The organism is Actinoplanes sp. NPDC020271, assembly GCF_044388125.1.
Taxonomy (GTDB): Bacteria; Actinomycetota; Actinomycetes; order Mycobacteriales; family Micromonosporaceae; genus Actinoplanes.
In genome coordinates this window covers 564,393-579,712 of record NZ_JBIRWQ010000003.1, presented here as the reverse complement: position 1 = coordinate 579,712, position 15,320 = coordinate 564,393, and the positions used below count along the sequence as shown (strand labels likewise).

Here is a 15,320-nt window from a genome sequence, read left to right as displayed (position 1 = left end):
CGGGGCTGGGCTTCAGGTGGGCGGGCTCGGGAGCGGACGTCTTTCTACTTCTTCGATGTGATGGTTTGCCGGCTGGGGCTAGTCTGATCCGTATCTAGTGAGTAACGTATCTAGGTAGGTTGCTCTACTAATTTGGAGGAGTACTTGTCTCCGCCGGGTGAACAGGCACGGGAGGAGCTGCCCGCAGGGTGGGTGCGGGCGGTGCTGGACATGGGGATCCTGTCGATCCTCGCGGGGGGTGATCGGCATGGTTATGCGCTGGCTCAGCAGCTGTCGGGCTGGGGGTTCGGGGTGATCCGTGGAGGGTCGCTCTACCCGGTGCTCAACCGGCTGGAGGCCGAGTCGCTGGTGAGTGCGACCTGGCACGCGGGCGAGGGCGGCCCTGGCCGCAAGGTGTATGCGCTGACCCGGTCCGGGCGGCAGCGGCTGGGCCGGGATCGGGAGCAATGGGAGCGGTTCGCGGCCACCGTGAGCCGGATGATGGCAGAGGGTGCGAAGGAGACGGCATGAGGACGTCGTTCGAGTCGTGGGAGCTCGCCGCCCGGCTTGCGATGAGTGACCGTGGCATCGACCACGGCGCGGCCGGTCCGCTGATCGCCGCCGCCAAGAGCCACTGGGTGGAGAGCGGGCAGGATCCGTGGGAGGCGCTGGGCACGCCGGACGCGTTCGCGGTGGCCGCCGCGCAGGAGCGACCGGCCGCCGAGCGGGCCGCTCACGACACCCAGGGCATGACGCCGATCGAGCACGTTTCGGGGGCGCTCCTCGTCCTGGCGGTGCTGACGATTCCCGCGGTGCTGCTGGCGGCGCTGACCCGGGGTGCTCTGACCTTCCCGGTGACCGTGGCGGGCCTGACCGGTTCTTTGCTGTTCGCGCTCTGCTGGGTCGTCGTGCTCGGTGTTCCGGACGCGGCCCGGGCCGCCGGCCGGCCGCAGGGGGTGCGATGGGCCTACGGGGCGGGCTCGGTGCTGGCGGTGGCCTCGGGCGTGGCGTTCACCCAGCTCCCCCAGACCCGGTTCGGTGCGCTGCCGGTGGCCGTGGTCGTGCTGGTGGCCGCCGTCCTGGTCTGGTGGCTGAGCCGTACTCGCGCGTCCCGGCGCCGGCCGGCCGGGGGTGGGGATTCCGGATCCCGGCAGTGGTCCGGTGAGCTGCGTGGGCTACTGATCGGGCGGCACGACCTGCCTGCGGGGCGGGCGGACGAGCTGGTGGCCGAGGCCGAGCAGCATCTCGCCGCGTCCGGCGGCACCGCGTCCGAGGAGTTCGGCCCGGCCGGGGAGTACGCGGCGGAGCTGGCCGTCGGGGAGACGACCCGGCAGGTGCCCTGGTGGCGTGGCCCGGCCGCCGCCTTGGTGTCAACGGTGGCCGGCACCGTGGCGGCGATCCAGGTCGCGGTCGGCCACTGGCGCGATGATCACCCGGTGGCCGCGGTCCTCGCGTCGGCGGTGGCCCTGCTGGGCGCGGTCGCCGTGACGCGACTGATCCGTAAGCGGTGAAACGGCTGTGGCCGGTCGCCCGCGTCGGGCGACCGGCCACAGCCGGAGCTGAGGTCAGAAGCAGTTCGAGTAGACCTTGTCCAGGCTGAAGAACGAGAGCAGCAGGCTGACCGCCTCGGTGCCCAGGCCGCCGACCGCCTCCATCACGCCGAGACGGAGGGCGTCCGTCTTGCTGTACTTGGCCTTGCGGGCCTCCTTGTAGACCGCGCGGACCTTCTTGACGACCTTCTTGACGCCGCCGACCGCCTTGATGATCCGCTTGATCTTGAGGATCTTGCTGATCGAGAAGACGTTCGAGGCAAGCGCGATGACCACGGCGGAGACGCAGCCCCAGGTGCTGCTGAAGGCGTGCACCGTGCCGGTGGCGGTCGCCGCGGCGGAGCCGAGTTCGGACTGCGCGACCGCGGTCTCCCGGTCCAGGTACGCCTGAACGGCGGCCTCGTCGTTCTCGATCTCGTCCGGGATGTTCTCGATGATGCTCAGGCCGACGGAGACCTCGGCGTCCAGCCGCTCCTCCTCGGCGGCCTCGGCGGCGGCCGCAGCCAGCGCGGCACGAGCGGCGGCAGCCGCCGCCCGGGCCCGGGACGCGGCGTCGACGGCGCTCGCGGCGGCTGCGTCGCTGGCCCGCTTGGCCGTCTCGGCTGCGGTGGCCTTCGCCGCGGCGGCAGCGATCGCGGCCCGCGCCTCGCTGACCGCGGCGGCGTTCGGAGCCGGAGCGGTGGTCCCGCTGCCGACCGGCGCCGCCACGGCGGCGTTCTGCTGGAGCACCAGGGCGCCCACCGCGACGAGCGAAACCGCGAGGATCCTCGTTCTTGCCATTTCTTTCCTCCCCGTAATCCTGCAAGAAATGGCTTCGACCGTTGAGCCCGGGCGGGAATGCTGTGCTCAATTCGGTTCGTCAGCCGGCAGGAAAACTAACACCGGCTCATATTGACGACGATTGGCCGGGATGTTTCTTGAGGATCTCTTGAGGGAGCGGCCCACTCGAGCTCAGCGCGTAACCGACGCCGCGGACCGTACGTATCCGGCCCGGCGCGCCGATCTTGCGGCGTAATGCGGCGATGTGGACCTCCAGCGTGTGGTCCCCGCCGACCGTCGTGTGCCACACGGCGAGCAACAGCTCGTTGCGGGACACCGGCGTGTCCGGCCGCCGAGCCATCGTCAGGAGCAGGTCGAACTCCTTGCGGGTGAGCATCAGGTCCCGGCCGTCGTCGGTGGCGCTGCGGGCGGTGGCGTCCAGCCGCAGGCCGCCCACCAGCACCGTGTCGGCGGCCCGGGCGCGGTGCACGGTCCGGCGCAGCACCGCCTCGATGCGCGCTTGCAGCTCCGCCATCGAGAACGGCTTGACCACGTAGTCGTCGGCGCCGGCCTGCAGCCCGGCGACCCGGTCGTGCTCGGCGCCCCGGGCGGTCACCGCGATGATCGGCACCTCGGGGTCACGCCGCCGCAGCTGACGGCACACGGTCACGCCGTCGCCGTCCGGCAGGCCCATGTCGAGGAGCACCAGATCCATGTCGGTGAACGTCAGCGCCTCGCGTGCGCTGGTCGAGCAGGTCACCGTGTATTTGCGGCGCTGGAGGGCGGCGGAAAGAGCGGCGGCAACGCGGACGTCGTCCTCGACAAGAAGTACTCGCATAGTACGGGGAGGGTAGCCACGCCATTCCACATGCTGTTTTAATGGGCCGCGCAAGCCCTCCGATAATTGTTCCCCCTAGGGTGTTTCGCGGCGGCGGCGATTCCGTCGGGGGAGGGTGTGGACCGTGCGGCGACGACTGGCGGTGAGTTACGGCCTGCTGCTGGTGGCGGTGCTATTGGCGCTGGCGGTGCCGCTGGCGGTGACCTCACTGCGCCGCAACAGCGAGCGGATCGCCGCCGACCGGCTCGCCGACGCGGTCTACCTGGCCTCGGTCGCGGAGCCGGCGCTGCGCACCGGGCAGTCCCGGACACTGCTCGCGACGCTGCGGCGGTACGGCGAGCTCTACGGCATCAGCGCGGACGTCGTCGACATGGACGGACGTGTCGTGACGGCCCTGGAGGCACTCGGCGAGCCCTCGGGGACCGAGCCGGGCACCGTGGTCGCATTCACCGCTCACCAGGCCGGGGCATCGGTCCTGGGCCGGGCCGACATCAGCGCCGCGATGCGCCGTGCGCTGGCCGGCGGCCAGGTCGGCGGCGACACCCGGATCTGGCCGTGGGACGACTCGAGCCTGGTCGTCGCCGTGCCGGTCTCCAGCAACGGCGAGGTGATCGGCGCCGTGGTGACGGTCTCGCCGACCGGCCGATTGCGCTCGGCCACCGTCCGGGAGTGGCTGATGTGGTCCGCCGCCGGCCTGGTGGTGCTGGCCGGGTGCGCACTGATGGCGGCCGGCCTGGCGCGGTGGACGTTGCGGCCGGTGAGTGCCCTGGACGCGGCAGCGCAGACCCTGGCCGCCGGTGAGTACGCCGTCCGCGTCCCGGCCGACAGCGGCCCGGCCGAGCTGCGGGGGCTGGGCAGTGCCTTCAACCACATGGCCGAACGGGTCAGTGACGTCATGGTTCGCCAGCAGGCGTTCGTGGCGCAGGCCAGCCATCAGCTGCGCAACCCGCTGACCACGTTGCTGCTGCGGCTGGAGGCGCTGGAGGAGGAGGCGCTGACCGAACAGGGGCGGTCCGAGCACCGGTTCGCGGTGGAGGAGGTCGACCGGCTGCGGCGGATGATCGAGGCGCTGTTGATCCTGGCGCGGTCGGAATGCGGTGGCGACCGTGTCGAGACCGTCGACGCGGTCGCGGTCGCGGCTGCCCGGGTGCGCGACTGGCAGCCGGTGGCGCGGGCGCGTGACGTCACGGTCCGGCTCGACGCCCCGCCCGGTGCGGTACCGGTGTGCAGCGTCCCGACCGGTCTGGAGCAGACGCTGGACACGCTGCTCGACAACGCCGTGAAGTTCGGCGCCCGGACCGTTACCGTGCTGGTCACCGGCGGCGCCCGGCCGCGGGTCACGGTCGCCGACGACGGGCCGGGCCTGAACGCGGAGCAGCTCTCCCGGGCGAACGAGAGGTTCTGGCGGGCCGCGAGCGTGCAGAACATCGACGGTCACGGTCTCGGGCTCTCCATCGCCACGACGCTGACCGAGGCGGCCGGGGGAACCCTGCGTCTGGGGGCGGCCGAGGACGGCGGTCTGGCGGTCACCCTGGATCTGGCGACGCCCTAGGGCTTGCTCTCCCGGTAGTAGCGGACCGCGCCGGGGTGCAGGGCCAGCGGCTCGGTCACGATGGCGTTGCGCCGGTTGAAGCGGTCCGCCGCCGGATGGGCGGCCCGCAGCAGGTCCGGTTCCTCCATCAGCAGGCGGGTCACGGCGTACGCGGTCGGCTCGGGCAGGCCGGGCGGTGCCACCAGGTAGTTCGGCACCGCGACGGTGACCACGGGCGCGGTCGGATAGACCCCGGTCGGAATGTTGCGTTCGGCGTAGACCTCGCCGTAGCGCCGCCGCAGGGCCGGCACGTACCGGCGCAGGCCGATCAGCCGGATCCGTACGTCCGCGGCGAGGGCGGCGACCGCCGCCACCGGCAACCCGCCGGAGAAGAAGAACGCGTCGACCGCTTGCGTCGCCAGGGCGGACACCGCGTCGTCGAGGCCCAGTCCCGGATCGATCAGGTCGGTCCCGGGCCGGAGGCCGGCGACGTCGAGCAGCCGTCGCGCGCTGATCTCGGTACCCGAGCCGGCCGCGCCCAGCGACACCCGCTGGTGCCGCAGGTCGCCCAGTGCATGCAGGCCGCTGTCGGCCCGGACGACCAGGTGCAGGTAGTCGTCGTGCAGCCGGGCCAGCGCCAGCGGATCGGCCGGGCCGGCGCCGGTCAGGACGTCAGCCTGGGTGAACCCGACCTCGGCGGCGCCCCGGTTCACCAGCGCGACGTTGCTGACCGAGGCGTTGGTGACCAGCACCTCGGGGCGCAGCCCGGGATACTGCTCGCGGATCGCCCGGGCCAGCCCCTCGCCGAGGCGGAAGTAGACGCCGCCGTGACCGCCGGTCGCGATGCGTAGCGACCCGGCCGGATGTTCGCCCTCGTCGCACCCGGTGAGCAGCGTGATCACGCCGGCGGCCGTGGCGCCGAGGAAACTTCGCCTGCCGATCACCCGAGCGATCGTGCCATGCCGGGTCCCGTGTCCGGCCCCGGCTGTCCGGTGGCCTCGATCGCGCGTACCACCTGGGTCAACGACGACCGGTGGTGCAGGATGCCGAGGTGGCCGACGACGGCGGTGCGGTTCAGCACGACCGGGGTGGCGTGGGGTGCCGCGGTCAGGGACGCGGTCCAGGGCGTCACCATCTGGTCGTAACGGGTCACGATCGTGGTGAAGCGGGCCGACCGGGCTGCCGGGGCGGACTGGATCGCGGTCAGGACGGCCGAGCCGGGGATCTGTTCCAGCCAGGTGGGGATCTTCGCGTCCAGCCGGCGCCGGAGACCGGCCGGCAGGCGGTGCGGCTGTCGTAGCAGGCCGTGCAGGGTGGTGCCGCCGTAGGTGGGGGCGAGGCCGACCACGGTGCGGACGGCCGCGGCGGACGGCTCGGCGGGCAGGCAGCGGACGAGATAGTGGGCGAGGACCGCGCCCCACGAGTGGCCGACGACGTCGACACGGTCGCTGCCGGTGGCCGTACGGACCGTGTCGGCGAACGCGGCGAGCTCCAGCGCGTGCCGGTGCGTGGCGCTGACGCCGTCGGCCGGGCGGGCGCGCCGCCAGTCGAACGGGTAGACCTCCCGGCCGTGGTTGACGAGCAGCGGCGCGAGCGTGAACCAGTCGGACGAGGAGCGCCCGTTCGTGCCGTGGACCAGGATCACCGGTACCGAACCGGTGACCGGAGAGCCGTCGCCGGGGCGGCGTGCGCCGGGCGGAAGCCCGCGCGGATGCGCTGCGCTGTGGCGCAGAGCGGCCCGTCGGCTGAAGATCACGGGCAGATCGGCGTCCATGTCGTGGATCTTAGGTCGGCGGGTGCTTTCCGGCTCCGGCGGCTATATTCCGCTCCGATGACGAACCAGAACACTACTAAAAGCGGGCAAACTCGGACGCTGCCGCGAACTCAGCACCGCCAAGCCGCCGTGTCCGCGCGCCCGGCCCGTCCCGCGGCGCGCGAGCCGGTCCGGCTGGCCACGCTCGACGCGTTGCGGCTGATCGCGGCCCTGGCGGTGGCGGGGTTCCACCTGACCGTGGCGTGGCGGATGGACGGGGAGCACGAGCCGGCGTACTTCCTGCCGCACCTGGCCCACGTCACCGTCTACGGCTTCCTCGGCGTCGAGCTGTTCTTCCTGATCAGCGGGTTCGTCATCGGCATGAGCAGCTGGAACCGCGGCCTGGGCGACTTCTTCACGTCCCGGGTCAGCCGGCTCTACCCGGCGTACTGGGCGTGCGTGCTGATCACCGCGGCGGTGGTCACGCTCGCGCCGATCGACGGTGGGGTGACGGTCACCGGCAGGCCCGGGGTGCGGGAGATCGCGGCGAACCTGACCATGCTGCAGGAGCCGCTCGGTATCCCGGCGGTCGACACCGTCTACTGGACGCTCTTCGTCGAGCTGCGCTTCTACCTGCTCTTCGCGGCGCTGGCGGCGTTCGGCCTGACGTACCGCCGGGTGGTGCTCTTCTGCGCGGTCTGGATGACCGTCGCGGCGATCGGGCCGGCGCTGGGCAGCACGGCGCTCGACGTGATCGCGATTCCGCAGTACGCGCCGTACTTCGTCGCCGGCATCGCCGCGTTCCTGATCCACCGGTTCGGGCGCTCGACGCTGCTGGTCGGCATCTACGGCTTCGCCTGGCTGCTCGGGGTCGCGCGGGTCAGCGACCGGGTGAGCGACCTCGACCCCGGTTTCCCCGTGCCGGTCTGGCCGGGCCTGCTGATCGTCACGCTCGCCTTCGCGGCGGTGCTGGTGATCGCGCTGGGCTGGACGGATCGGATCCGCTGGCGCCGGCTGACCGTCGCGGGCGCGCTGACCTACCCGTTCTACCTGCTGCATCAGCGGATCGGGTACACCCTGATCCGGCACGCGCACGACTGGACCGGGCTCCCCGCCTGGATGCTGGTGCTCGGCGCTGTCGTACTGTTGCTCGGCCTGTCCTGGCTGGTCCACCGCCTGGTGGAGCGGCCGCTGGCCAAGTGGGTTCGTGACAGCCTGCGGCAGGCGCTGGCCGAGTTGCGGACCGCCTCGGTGGCCGATGCCCAGGACTTCGTGCTGCCGCGGCGGGCCCGGGAGGGCCGGTTGGTGCGGTCCGCTCGGGGGCGCGAGGAGAGATGATCATTCATTCAGTACGTACGGACACCGTCCCGTGACCGAACTCGAAGCCGACTGCACCCGGTGTGCGGCCCTGTGCTGCGTCGCCCCGGCGTTCGCCAAGTCCTCCGACTTCGCCGTGAACAAGCCGGCCGGCCAGGCGTGCCGCAACCTGGGTGACGACTTCCGCTGCACGATCCACGAGCAGTTGCCGCAGCGCGGGTTCCGTGGCTGCGTGGTGTTCGACTGTTTCGGGGCCGGCCAGCGGATCACTCAGGAGACGTTCGGCGGGCGCGACTGGCGGGGCACCCCGGAGATCGCCGGCGCGATGTTCGCCGTCCTGCCGGTGATGCGTCAGCTGCACGAGTTGCTGTGGCTGCTCACCGAGGCGCTGGAGCTGGACGAGGCCGAGGCGCTGCACCCGAAGCTGCGGGCGGCCCGGGACGAGATCGACGCGGTGGCCGCGCGACCCGCCGCCGAGCTGCGGGGACTGGACGTCGACACGTACCGCAAAAAGGTGGTTCCTCTGCTGCGGCGCGCCAGTGACCTGGCCCGGGCCGGGGCCGGCGGTCGCCGCCCGGACCACAGTGGTGCTCAGTTGATCGGTCGCCGGTTCCGTGGGGCCGACCTGCGCGGGGCCAGTTTCCGCGGCGCGTTGCTGATCGGGGCCGACCTGCGGGGCGCCGATCTGCGGCGGGCGGATTTCACCGGTGCCGATCTGCGGGGCGCCGACCTGCGGGGTGCGGACTTGACCGGAGCACTGTTCCTCACCGCCGCACAACTGCGCGCGGCGGTGACGGACGCCGCTTAGCGATCGGGAGGGGCGGTCGCGTGATCCACCCGACAGCCCCTCCCGCCGTGCTGTGGGCTCGGCCGTTCGCCTCTAAGCTGTGTCGATGCAGGATGTGTCCGGCGTGGTGTGGCTCCTGACCGTTCTCGGGATCATCGGGTTGCTGCTGTTCGACTTCTTCGTTCACGTCCGGCGGGCGCACGTGCCGCGGCTGCGTGAGGCTGCTCTGTGGACCGGGATCTACGTGTCGATCGCGATCCTGTTCGGCGCCGGGGTCTGGGTGTTCGGCGGGTCCACGATGGGCACCGAGTATTTTGCCGGTTATGTCACCGAGGAGGCGCTCTCGGTCGACAACCTCTTCGTCTTCCTGCTCCTGCTCGGCAGTTTCAAGGTGCCCCGGGCCGATCAGCAGAAGGTGCTGCTGGTCGGGATCGCGGTGTCGCTCGTCGCGCGGACGGCGTTCATCCTGCTCGGCGCGGCGCTGATCAACTCGTTCGCCTGGATCTTCTACATCTTCGGGCTGATCCTGCTGTTCACCGCCGGCAACCTGGTCCGCGACAAGGGCGAGGGCGAGGAGGCGCCGGACAACGTGGCGATCCGGCTGGCCCGGCGGGTGCTGCGGACCACGGACACCTTCGACGGTGACAAGCTGGTCACCTACCGCGACGGCAAGCGGATGCTGACCCCGATGCTGTTGGTCATGGTCGCGATCGGGGGCACCGACATCCTGTTCGCGCTGGACTCGATCCCGGCGATCTTCGGGCTCACCCAGAACGTCTACGTGGTCTTCACCGCGACCGCGTTCTCGCTGCTCGGGCTGCGTCAGCTGTACTTCCTGATCGACGGCCTGCTGGACCGCCTGGTGTACCTCTCCTACGGGCTGGCCGTGATCCTCGGGCTGATCGGCGTGAAACTGATCCTGCACGCCCTGCACCAGAACAACGTGCCGTTCATCAACGACGGCGAGCACATCGGGGTGATCGAGATCCCGACGGTCGCCTCGCTCGGCATCATCGTCGGGGTGCTGCTGGTCACGGTGGTGGCTTCGCTGCTCAGCCCCAAGGGCCGGGCCCGGACGTACGCCGCGGCGGCGCGACGCCGGGCGAACGAGTTCCTCGAGATCGAGAAGGACCCGGCCTACTGCGACGAGGTTTACCACCTGCTCCTGGACGAGGAACAGAACCTGGAGTCCCTGCCGGAGCGCTACCGCGAGCGCGTCCGGCAGGGTGAGCTGGCCGACCTGTTGCGCCGCGCGCACCGGGTGCACGCGGAACGGGTCGAGGCCGGCCACTGCTTCGTGCAGCGCGAGCCGTCAGCGGCGTGACTGCGGGTCGTCCGCCCGGTTGAGGTAAGCGGACAGGTTCGTCGTCTGGCCGGCGAAGCCGTCGTCCTCGTCCGCCGACAGCAGGCTGGCGACGCGGGCGGCCAGGCTCGACGCCCGGGACGCGAGGTCCGGCTCGGTGTAACGGATGTCCTGTTCGGCGCGCATCGCCTGCTCGGCGCGGACGGCGTCGGCGGCGATCCCGGGCCGGTCCTGCCCGCGGGCGCCCGAGGTGGGCAGCGCCGACACCGGCGTCGAGGAGACCGGGGCGTTCTCGTAGACCGGCTCGGAGTACGACTGCTCCGCGAAGACCGCCTCGGCATACACCGGCTCGTCGGCGTAGGCGGGCTCGTCGTAGACCGGCTCGGACGGCTCCGGGGCGGGCACCGGGACCGAGCCGAGCAGCGTCACCGTCTGCCCCTCGCCGCCCTGGAAGTTCTGGAATTCGGGGCCGATGACCAGGCGCGACAGCATCCGCGCGTGGACCGGGGCGACCCCGATCTCGGTCTGGTTCTCCACCCGGAAACGGGCGATCGCCTGCCGCAGCACGTTCGCCAGCTTGTCGGCGTCGTTCACGGTCGCCAGGGCCCCGCCGGCGAACACCAGCGCCGGGAAGCTGCCCTCCGGCCCGTTGCAGACCAGCTGGATCTGGGTGACGGTCGCGGTCCGGCCGAGATCCCGGTTCCCCGGCTGCACCCGCAGGTGCTGCGGCCACAGCCAGAAGAGCTCACCACTACTCAGCGTGCTCTCACCCGCATACGTGTAGCGAACCCGGCGGTCGGTCACGAGGACCTCGGTCTCCTCCGGCAAGGTCCATCGCGGTAGCGAGGAGGCCTCGTCGAAGGCATATTCGGCCACGGCGCAGCGGCCGCGCCAGAGCACCCGCTCGCCGCCGTCCAGCGGTCCGAGGTCGGTGCCCGGTGCGGACAGGAAGTGCTGGTGGAACATGGTTGCCTTCCCCGTTCACGCCGCGATCGGATAAACGCGGCCGAAACGATTACAGCGTTGTCCTACCAGTGTCGCCAGTCGCTCGACGCGAATCACATCCGATCTTCCGGATTCGACACCGGACGGTGATGACCGGTGAACGATCGGCCGAACCTACCATCACTTTCGGTTACCGAACAGCCCGGCCGGTGGTACGGGGGAGGCGACCGCCGAGGCGTCCGGGACCGGCGTCGCGCCGGCCGCGAACCGATCCAGGTCGGTCTCCACCCGCCCCGGGAACCAGTCCCCGGCGGCTCGGCGGGTGAGCTCGGCCACCGGCGGCGGGGTGCGCCCGGCGAGCACCACCAGATTGCCGAACCGGCGGCCGCGGAGCACCGCCGCGTCGGCCACCAGACAGGCCTGCGGCAGAACCGCACGCAGCGTAGCCACCTGAGCACGGGCGTGTCTGAGCGGCGGACCGTCGGCGATGTTCGCGATCAGCCAGCCGGACGGGTCGAGCACCCGGGCCAGCTGCTGGGCGAACTCCAGCGAGGTCAGGTGCGCCGGGGTGCGGGCGCCGGCGAAGACGTCGAGCACGATCACGTCGTACGCGCTGTCCTTCATGCTCTCGACGGCCTCGCGCGCATCGCCGACCCGGACCCGGATGTTCGCCCGCTCCGGGAGCGGGAGCTCCCGGCGGACCATCTCGACCAGCGGCCCGTCGATCTCGACCACCCGCTGCTGCGACCCGGGGCGGGTGGCGGCCAGGTAGCGCGGCAGGGTCAGCGCGCCGCCGCCCAGGTGCAGCGCGCGCAGCGGCCGGCCCGGCCCGGCGACCAGGTCGATCGCCGCGGCGATCCGCCGGACGTACTCGAACTGCAGGTACGTCGGGTCGGCCAGGTCCACGTGTGACTGCGGCGCGTCGTCGAGCAGCAGCGTGAACGCGGTGTCCCGGTCCGGGTCCGGGACCAGTTCCGCGATGCCCGAGGCGACCGTCTCACTACGCCGTCGTGACGCCCTGCGCTGTGCCATCCGGCAATTGTGCCGGGAGCGATTCGGTAGCACCGGGCCGGGAACGCGATGGTGATCGCGGAAACTTCCGACGTTTACCCCGTGACGGTATTCGAGCAGACCCTGAACCGGCGTACGGCGATCGGCGGCGCGGCCGCGGCCGGCGCGGCGGCCGTGCTTGCCACGGGTTCGCCCGCCCTCGCCGACTCCCAGCTGCACACTGCGGTGGAGCCCGGCGTCGTGATCGAGGAGGAGACCGCCGGGCTCCTCCCCGCCGACCCGCTGCTGCACCTGCTGCGCCGGGCGACCTTCGGGCCGAGCCCCGCCGCCATCGCCGAGATCCGCGCGCTGGGCGCCGACGCCTGGCTGGACCGGCAGCTCAACCCGGCGGGCATCGACGACAGCAAGGCCGACGCGCTGATCGCGCGGCTGCCGCTGTGCGCCCTGAGCATCGGCGAGATCCGGGCCAAGGTGGCGGCCGGAGCGCTCAAGCAGTTCGACTGGAACCCGATGTGGCAGCTCTCGTTCGCGGCCCCGGTCCGCGCGATCTGGAGCGAGCGCCAGCTGTTCGAGGTGATGTGCGACTTCTGGTCCAACCACCTCAACGTGACGTGCCCGTCCGGCGACGTCTGGGACAGCCGCACCGACTACGACCGCAACGTGATCCGCAAGTACGCCCTGGGCACGTTCGCGGACCTGCTCAAGGCGTCGGCGCGGCACCCGGCGATGCTCACCTACCTGGACAACCGGTTCTCCACCCGGCTCGCGCCGAACGAGAACTACGGCCGTGAGCTGATGGAGTTGCACACCGTCGGCCTGGAGTACGCCGAACCGGACGTCAAGGACGCCGCGAAGCTGCTGACCGGCCTGACCGTGGACAACGCGACCGGGCAGTACCGGTACGCCGCCGCCGACCACGTCGTCGGCGCGGTCAAGATCCTCGGGTTCACGCACGCCAACGCCACCACGACCGGCGGGGAGGCGGCCGCCATGGCGTTCCTCGATTACCTGACGATGCACCCGGCGACCGCGCGCCGGATCGTCACCAAGCTCTGCGTCCGGTTCGTCGCCGACGTGCCGCCGGCCACGCTGGTCACCAAGCTGGTCAAGGTCTACCTGGACAACCGGTCGGCGATCGGGCCGGTGCTGCGGGCGCTGTTCACGTCGGCGGAGTTCGCCGCGGCGGCCGGGGCGAAGACCCGCACGCCGCTGGAGGACCTGGCCGCGACCGTGCGGATTCTCGGCTACGGGCCGCCGCCGAGCGGGACCAAGACGTACGAGAGCCTCTACTGGATGGCCCGCAACGCCGGCCAGGCCCCGTTGTTGTGGGGGCCGCCGAACGGGTACCCGGACGTCGCCGCGGCCTGGTCGTCGCCGTCCGGCCTGCTGGTCCGGTGGAATTTCCACCTCTCCATCGCCGCCGGGTACTGGCCCGCTGACCTGGTCAAACCGGCCGACCTGCTGACCGGGATGATCGGCGCGCGGCCGGCCACCTACGGCGCGCTGATCGACGCGACGGCCAAGCGGCTGCTCGGGGTCACCCTCGGCGGCGAGCAGACCGCGGCGCTGGCCGGCTTCTACGGCAAGACACCGGCGGCGCCCCTGAAATACAACGATCCGGCGGTTGGCTGGATGTACCCGTACCTGATGACGATGCTGCTCAACAGCCCGAACTTCGCCCTGAGGTGACGATGACGCTGACCTGTGAATGTGACGAGTCCCGCCGCGCGACCCTCTCCCGGCGCCGGCTGCTCGCCGCCGGTGCGGCCGGGGCGTTCGCCGGGCTGACCGGCTCGCAGCTCGACACCCAGCTGGCGTTCGCGGCCGACCCGGCGTACTCCGGGGACGTGCTGGTGCTGCTCTCGCTGCGCGGCGGGTTCGACGGGCTCTCCGCGGTGGTGCCGGCCGGCGACCCGGCGTACTACACCGCCCGGCCCGGGATCGCGGTGCCGAAGTCGCAGCTGATCGGCGGCGGGACGTACTTCGGGCTGCACCCGGCACTGGCGCCGCTGCTGCCGTACTGGACGTCGGGCAAGCTCGCCGCCGTGCAGGCGGTCGGGCAGCCGGCCCCGAACCGGTCGCACTTCTCCGCGATGGAGGAACTGGAACGGGCCGCGCCCGGCACCTCGCTGCGGACCGGCTGGCTGAACCGGATGCTCGGCTCGCTCGGCGCCGACGACCCGTTCGACGCGATCGCGATGGGGACCGCCCGGCCGGCCCGGGTGCTCGACGGATCCGCGCCCTACCTCGGCGTGACCTCGATCGACGGGCTCGCACTGACCGGTGACGACGCGGCCAAGCCGCTCGCGGCGACGATGGCGGCGCTCTACAAGGGCGCGCCGGCGGCGCTGGCGCGGACCGCGGGCCAGCTGACCGGCGCGCTGAACCGGGGCAAGGCTCTGCGGGCAGCCGGGTACACGCCGGCGAACGGGGCGGTGTACCCGTCGACGGACCTCGGGGCGGCGCTGCGCGACGTCGCCCGGATGATCAAGGCGGGCGCCGGGCTGATGACCGCGACCGTCGACTCCGGCGACTGGGACATGCACGAGAACCTCGGCATCGCCCAGCCCGGCCGGCGCATGCACGACCAGCTCGCCCGGCTGGCGAGCGCGATCGCGGCGTTCGCGGCCGACCTCGGGCCGGACGGGCTGCGCCGGGTCACGCTGGTCACGATCAGCGAGTTCGGCCGGCGGGTCACGCAGAACGGCTCGGGCGGGCTGGACCACGGGTACGGCAACGCCATGTTCGTGCTCGGCGGCGGGGTCCGCGGCGGCCAGGTCCACGGCAGGTGGCCGGGCCTCGGCGCGGGTCAGCTGCGCGACGGCGACCTGGCCGTCACCACCGACTACCGCGCGGTGATCGGCGAGATCCTCCGCGCCCGGTGCGGCATAGGCGATCTGGCCCCGGTCTTCCCCGGCGTCGCGGCATCGTCGCTCGGTGTGGTGACCGCGCGGTGAAACCCCGATTCACGACATAGTCCCCGTTCCACACTGACACCGACATTTTCGACGTACGGAGGTGACGGTGACCAGCAACCTGTTGGCCGAGCTCATCGGGGGGCAGCGGCGCCCGCCCGGCCCGCCGCCCACCGGGAAGATGCCGGCGATCCTGCGCGCGGCCACGCACCAGGCCGGGCCGCCGCTCAGAATTCGCCGGCACACCTCGGACGAAGGGCTGCCGTTCTGGCGGTGGGACTGCGAGAGCTGCGGTGAGTACGGGGGCGGCCGGCATCACCCGGACGCGGTCCTGCGGGCGACGCGGCACTGCCAGGAGCATCCGGAGCACCGGTCGTCACTGCTGCCACCGGCCAGTTGCCGGCAGCCGGACACGTACCTGCCGCTGCACCCGATGCTCTTCTCCGTCGACGACGACCCCGGCCCCGAGCCCCTGAGCATCTGACCGCCCGGACCGCCCGCGACCTGGTCCCGGCTCGATCCCGCGGCCCGCGTCACCCACCCGGCGGGGGGGGGGCCGGGGGGGGGGGGGGGGGGCCCCCCGCGGGGGGCCCCCCCCCCCCCCCGGGGGGGGGGGGGGGGCGGGCCGGGCG

General features: G+C 72.1%; 14 protein-coding genes and 1 pseudogene. 9 read left to right on the top strand and 6 right to left on the bottom strand.

Annotated elements, in window-relative coordinates:
• Positions 1–144 precede the first annotated feature (144 nt).
• Both ACH442_RS09990 and ACH442_RS09985 read left to right on the top strand, forming a co-directional pair.
• Positions 145–510, top strand: a complete 366-nt coding sequence (locus tag ACH442_RS09990; RefSeq protein ID WP_396337559.1) for a PadR family transcriptional regulator — start codon at positions 145–147, stop codon at positions 508–510.
• Positions 507–1,490, top strand: a complete 984-nt coding sequence (locus tag ACH442_RS09985; protein ID WP_396337558.1) for a hypothetical protein — start codon at positions 507–509, stop codon at positions 1,488–1,490. Before ACH442_RS09990 ends, ACH442_RS09985 begins: the two co-directional genes overlap by 4 nt.
• 54 nt (positions 1,491–1,544) lie before the next feature.
• Here ACH442_RS09985 and ACH442_RS09980 read toward each other — a convergent pair whose 3' ends face one another.
• Positions 1,545–2,309 carry a hypothetical protein gene (locus ACH442_RS09980; protein ID WP_396337557.1) on the bottom strand — a complete coding sequence of 255 codons (765 nt, stop codon included), beginning with the start codon at positions 2,307–2,309 and terminating at the stop codon, positions 1,545–1,547.
• A gap of 106 nt (positions 2,310–2,415) precedes the next feature.
• The gene (locus ACH442_RS09975; protein WP_396337556.1) at positions 2,416–3,126 is read right to left on the bottom strand and encodes a response regulator transcription factor; all 711 of its coding nucleotides are present in this window, start codon (positions 3,124–3,126) and stop codon (positions 2,416–2,418) included.
• Positions 3,127–3,250: 124 nt separating this feature from the next.
• On the opposite strand from ACH442_RS09975, the gene ACH442_RS09970 reads away from it, so the two are divergent.
• Positions 3,251–4,678, top strand: coding sequence for an ATP-binding protein (locus tag ACH442_RS09970; protein ID WP_396337555.1), 1,428 nt, complete (start codon positions 3,251–3,253; stop codon positions 4,676–4,678).
• On the opposite strand, the gene ACH442_RS09965 is transcribed toward ACH442_RS09970, so the two are convergent.
• Both ACH442_RS09965 and ACH442_RS09960 read right to left on the bottom strand, forming a co-directional pair.
• The gene (locus tag ACH442_RS09965) at positions 4,675–5,601 is read right to left on the bottom strand and encodes a TAXI family TRAP transporter solute-binding subunit (RefSeq protein WP_396337554.1); all 927 of its coding nucleotides are present in this window, start codon (positions 5,599–5,601) and stop codon (positions 4,675–4,677) included. The genes ACH442_RS09970 and ACH442_RS09965 overlap by 4 nt on opposite strands.
• Positions 5,598–6,431, bottom strand: coding sequence for an esterase/lipase family protein (locus ACH442_RS09960; RefSeq protein WP_396337553.1), 834 nt, complete (start codon positions 6,429–6,431; stop codon positions 5,598–5,600). Before ACH442_RS09960 ends, ACH442_RS09965 begins: the two co-directional genes overlap by 4 nt.
• 57 nt (positions 6,432–6,488) lie before the next feature.
• Between ACH442_RS09960 and ACH442_RS09955 the strand changes: the two genes are divergently transcribed.
• From ACH442_RS09955 to ACH442_RS09945, 3 genes and pseudogenes are all read left to right on the top strand, one after another.
• On the top strand, positions 6,489–7,748 hold the full coding sequence (locus ACH442_RS09955) for an acyltransferase family protein (RefSeq protein WP_396337552.1): 1,260 nt from the start codon (positions 6,489–6,491) through the stop codon (positions 7,746–7,748).
• Positions 7,749–7,779: 31 nt separating this feature from the next.
• The gene (locus tag ACH442_RS09950; protein ID WP_396337551.1) at positions 7,780–8,535 is read left to right on the top strand and encodes a pentapeptide repeat-containing protein; all 756 of its coding nucleotides are present in this window, start codon (positions 7,780–7,782) and stop codon (positions 8,533–8,535) included.
• 85 nt (positions 8,536–8,620) lie between these two features.
• A pseudogene (locus tag ACH442_RS09945) lies at positions 8,621–9,604 on the top strand (TerC family protein); the annotation flags it as partial.
• Between the two features lie 222 nt (positions 9,605–9,826).
• Here the strand turns inward: ACH442_RS09945 and ACH442_RS09940 are convergent.
• Together ACH442_RS09940 and ACH442_RS09935 are read right to left on the bottom strand one after the other, a co-directional pair.
• Positions 9,827–10,783: a translation initiation factor 2 gene (locus ACH442_RS09940; RefSeq protein ID WP_396337550.1), complete on the bottom strand. Its 957-nt coding sequence runs from the start codon at positions 10,781–10,783 to the stop codon at positions 9,827–9,829.
• 159 nt (positions 10,784–10,942) lie between these two features.
• On the bottom strand, positions 10,943–11,794 hold the full coding sequence (locus tag ACH442_RS09935; protein WP_396337549.1) for a spermidine synthase: 852 nt from the start codon (positions 11,792–11,794) through the stop codon (positions 10,943–10,945).
• An 81-nt stretch (positions 11,795–11,875) separates the two neighbouring features.
• Here ACH442_RS09935 and ACH442_RS09930 point away from each other — a divergent pair, with 81 nt between their 5' ends.
• The 3 genes from ACH442_RS09930 (at position 11,876) to ACH442_RS09920 (ending at position 15,172) form a co-directional block, all read left to right on the top strand.
• Entirely contained in the window at positions 11,876–13,462 is a 1,587-nt protein-coding gene (locus tag ACH442_RS09930) for a DUF1800 domain-containing protein (RefSeq protein WP_396337548.1), read from the top strand.
• A 2-nt stretch (positions 13,463–13,464) separates the two neighbouring features.
• Positions 13,465–14,730: a DUF1501 domain-containing protein gene (locus tag ACH442_RS09925; protein ID WP_396337547.1), complete on the top strand. Its 1,266-nt coding sequence runs from the start codon at positions 13,465–13,467 to the stop codon at positions 14,728–14,730.
• Between the two features lie 67 nt (positions 14,731–14,797).
• Positions 14,798–15,172: a hypothetical protein gene (locus ACH442_RS09920; protein ID WP_396337546.1), complete on the top strand. Its 375-nt coding sequence runs from the start codon at positions 14,798–14,800 to the stop codon at positions 15,170–15,172.
• Positions 15,173–15,320: the final 148 nt, after the last annotated feature.

Bases quoted from the DNA above. Each gene is read 5' to 3' on its own strand.
- ACH442_RS09985 (WP_396337558.1), top strand. From the start codon at position 507: ATGAGGACGTCGTTCGAGTCGTGGGAGCTCGCCGCCCGGCTTGCGATG.
- ACH442_RS09960 (WP_396337553.1), bottom strand. From the start codon at position 6,431: ATGGACGCCGATCTGCCCGTGATCTTCAGCCGACGGGCCGCTCTGCGC.
- ACH442_RS09940 (WP_396337550.1), bottom strand. From the start codon at position 10,783: ATGTTCCACCAGCACTTCCTGTCCGCACCGGGCACCGACCTCGGACCG.
- ACH442_RS09935 (WP_396337549.1), bottom strand. From the start codon at position 11,794: ATGGCACAGCGCAGGGCGTCACGACGGCGTAGTGAGACGGTCGCCTCG.
- ACH442_RS09975 (WP_396337556.1), bottom strand. From the start codon at position 3,126: ATGCGAGTACTTCTTGTCGAGGACGACGTCCGCGTTGCCGCCGCTCTT.
- ACH442_RS09925 (WP_396337547.1), top strand. From the start codon at position 13,465: ATGACGCTGACCTGTGAATGTGACGAGTCCCGCCGCGCGACCCTCTCC.
- ACH442_RS09955 (WP_396337552.1), top strand. From the start codon at position 6,489: ATGACGAACCAGAACACTACTAAAAGCGGGCAAACTCGGACGCTGCCG.
- ACH442_RS09980 (WP_396337557.1), bottom strand. From the start codon at position 2,309: ATGGCAAGAACGAGGATCCTCGCGGTTTCGCTCGTCGCGGTGGGCGCC.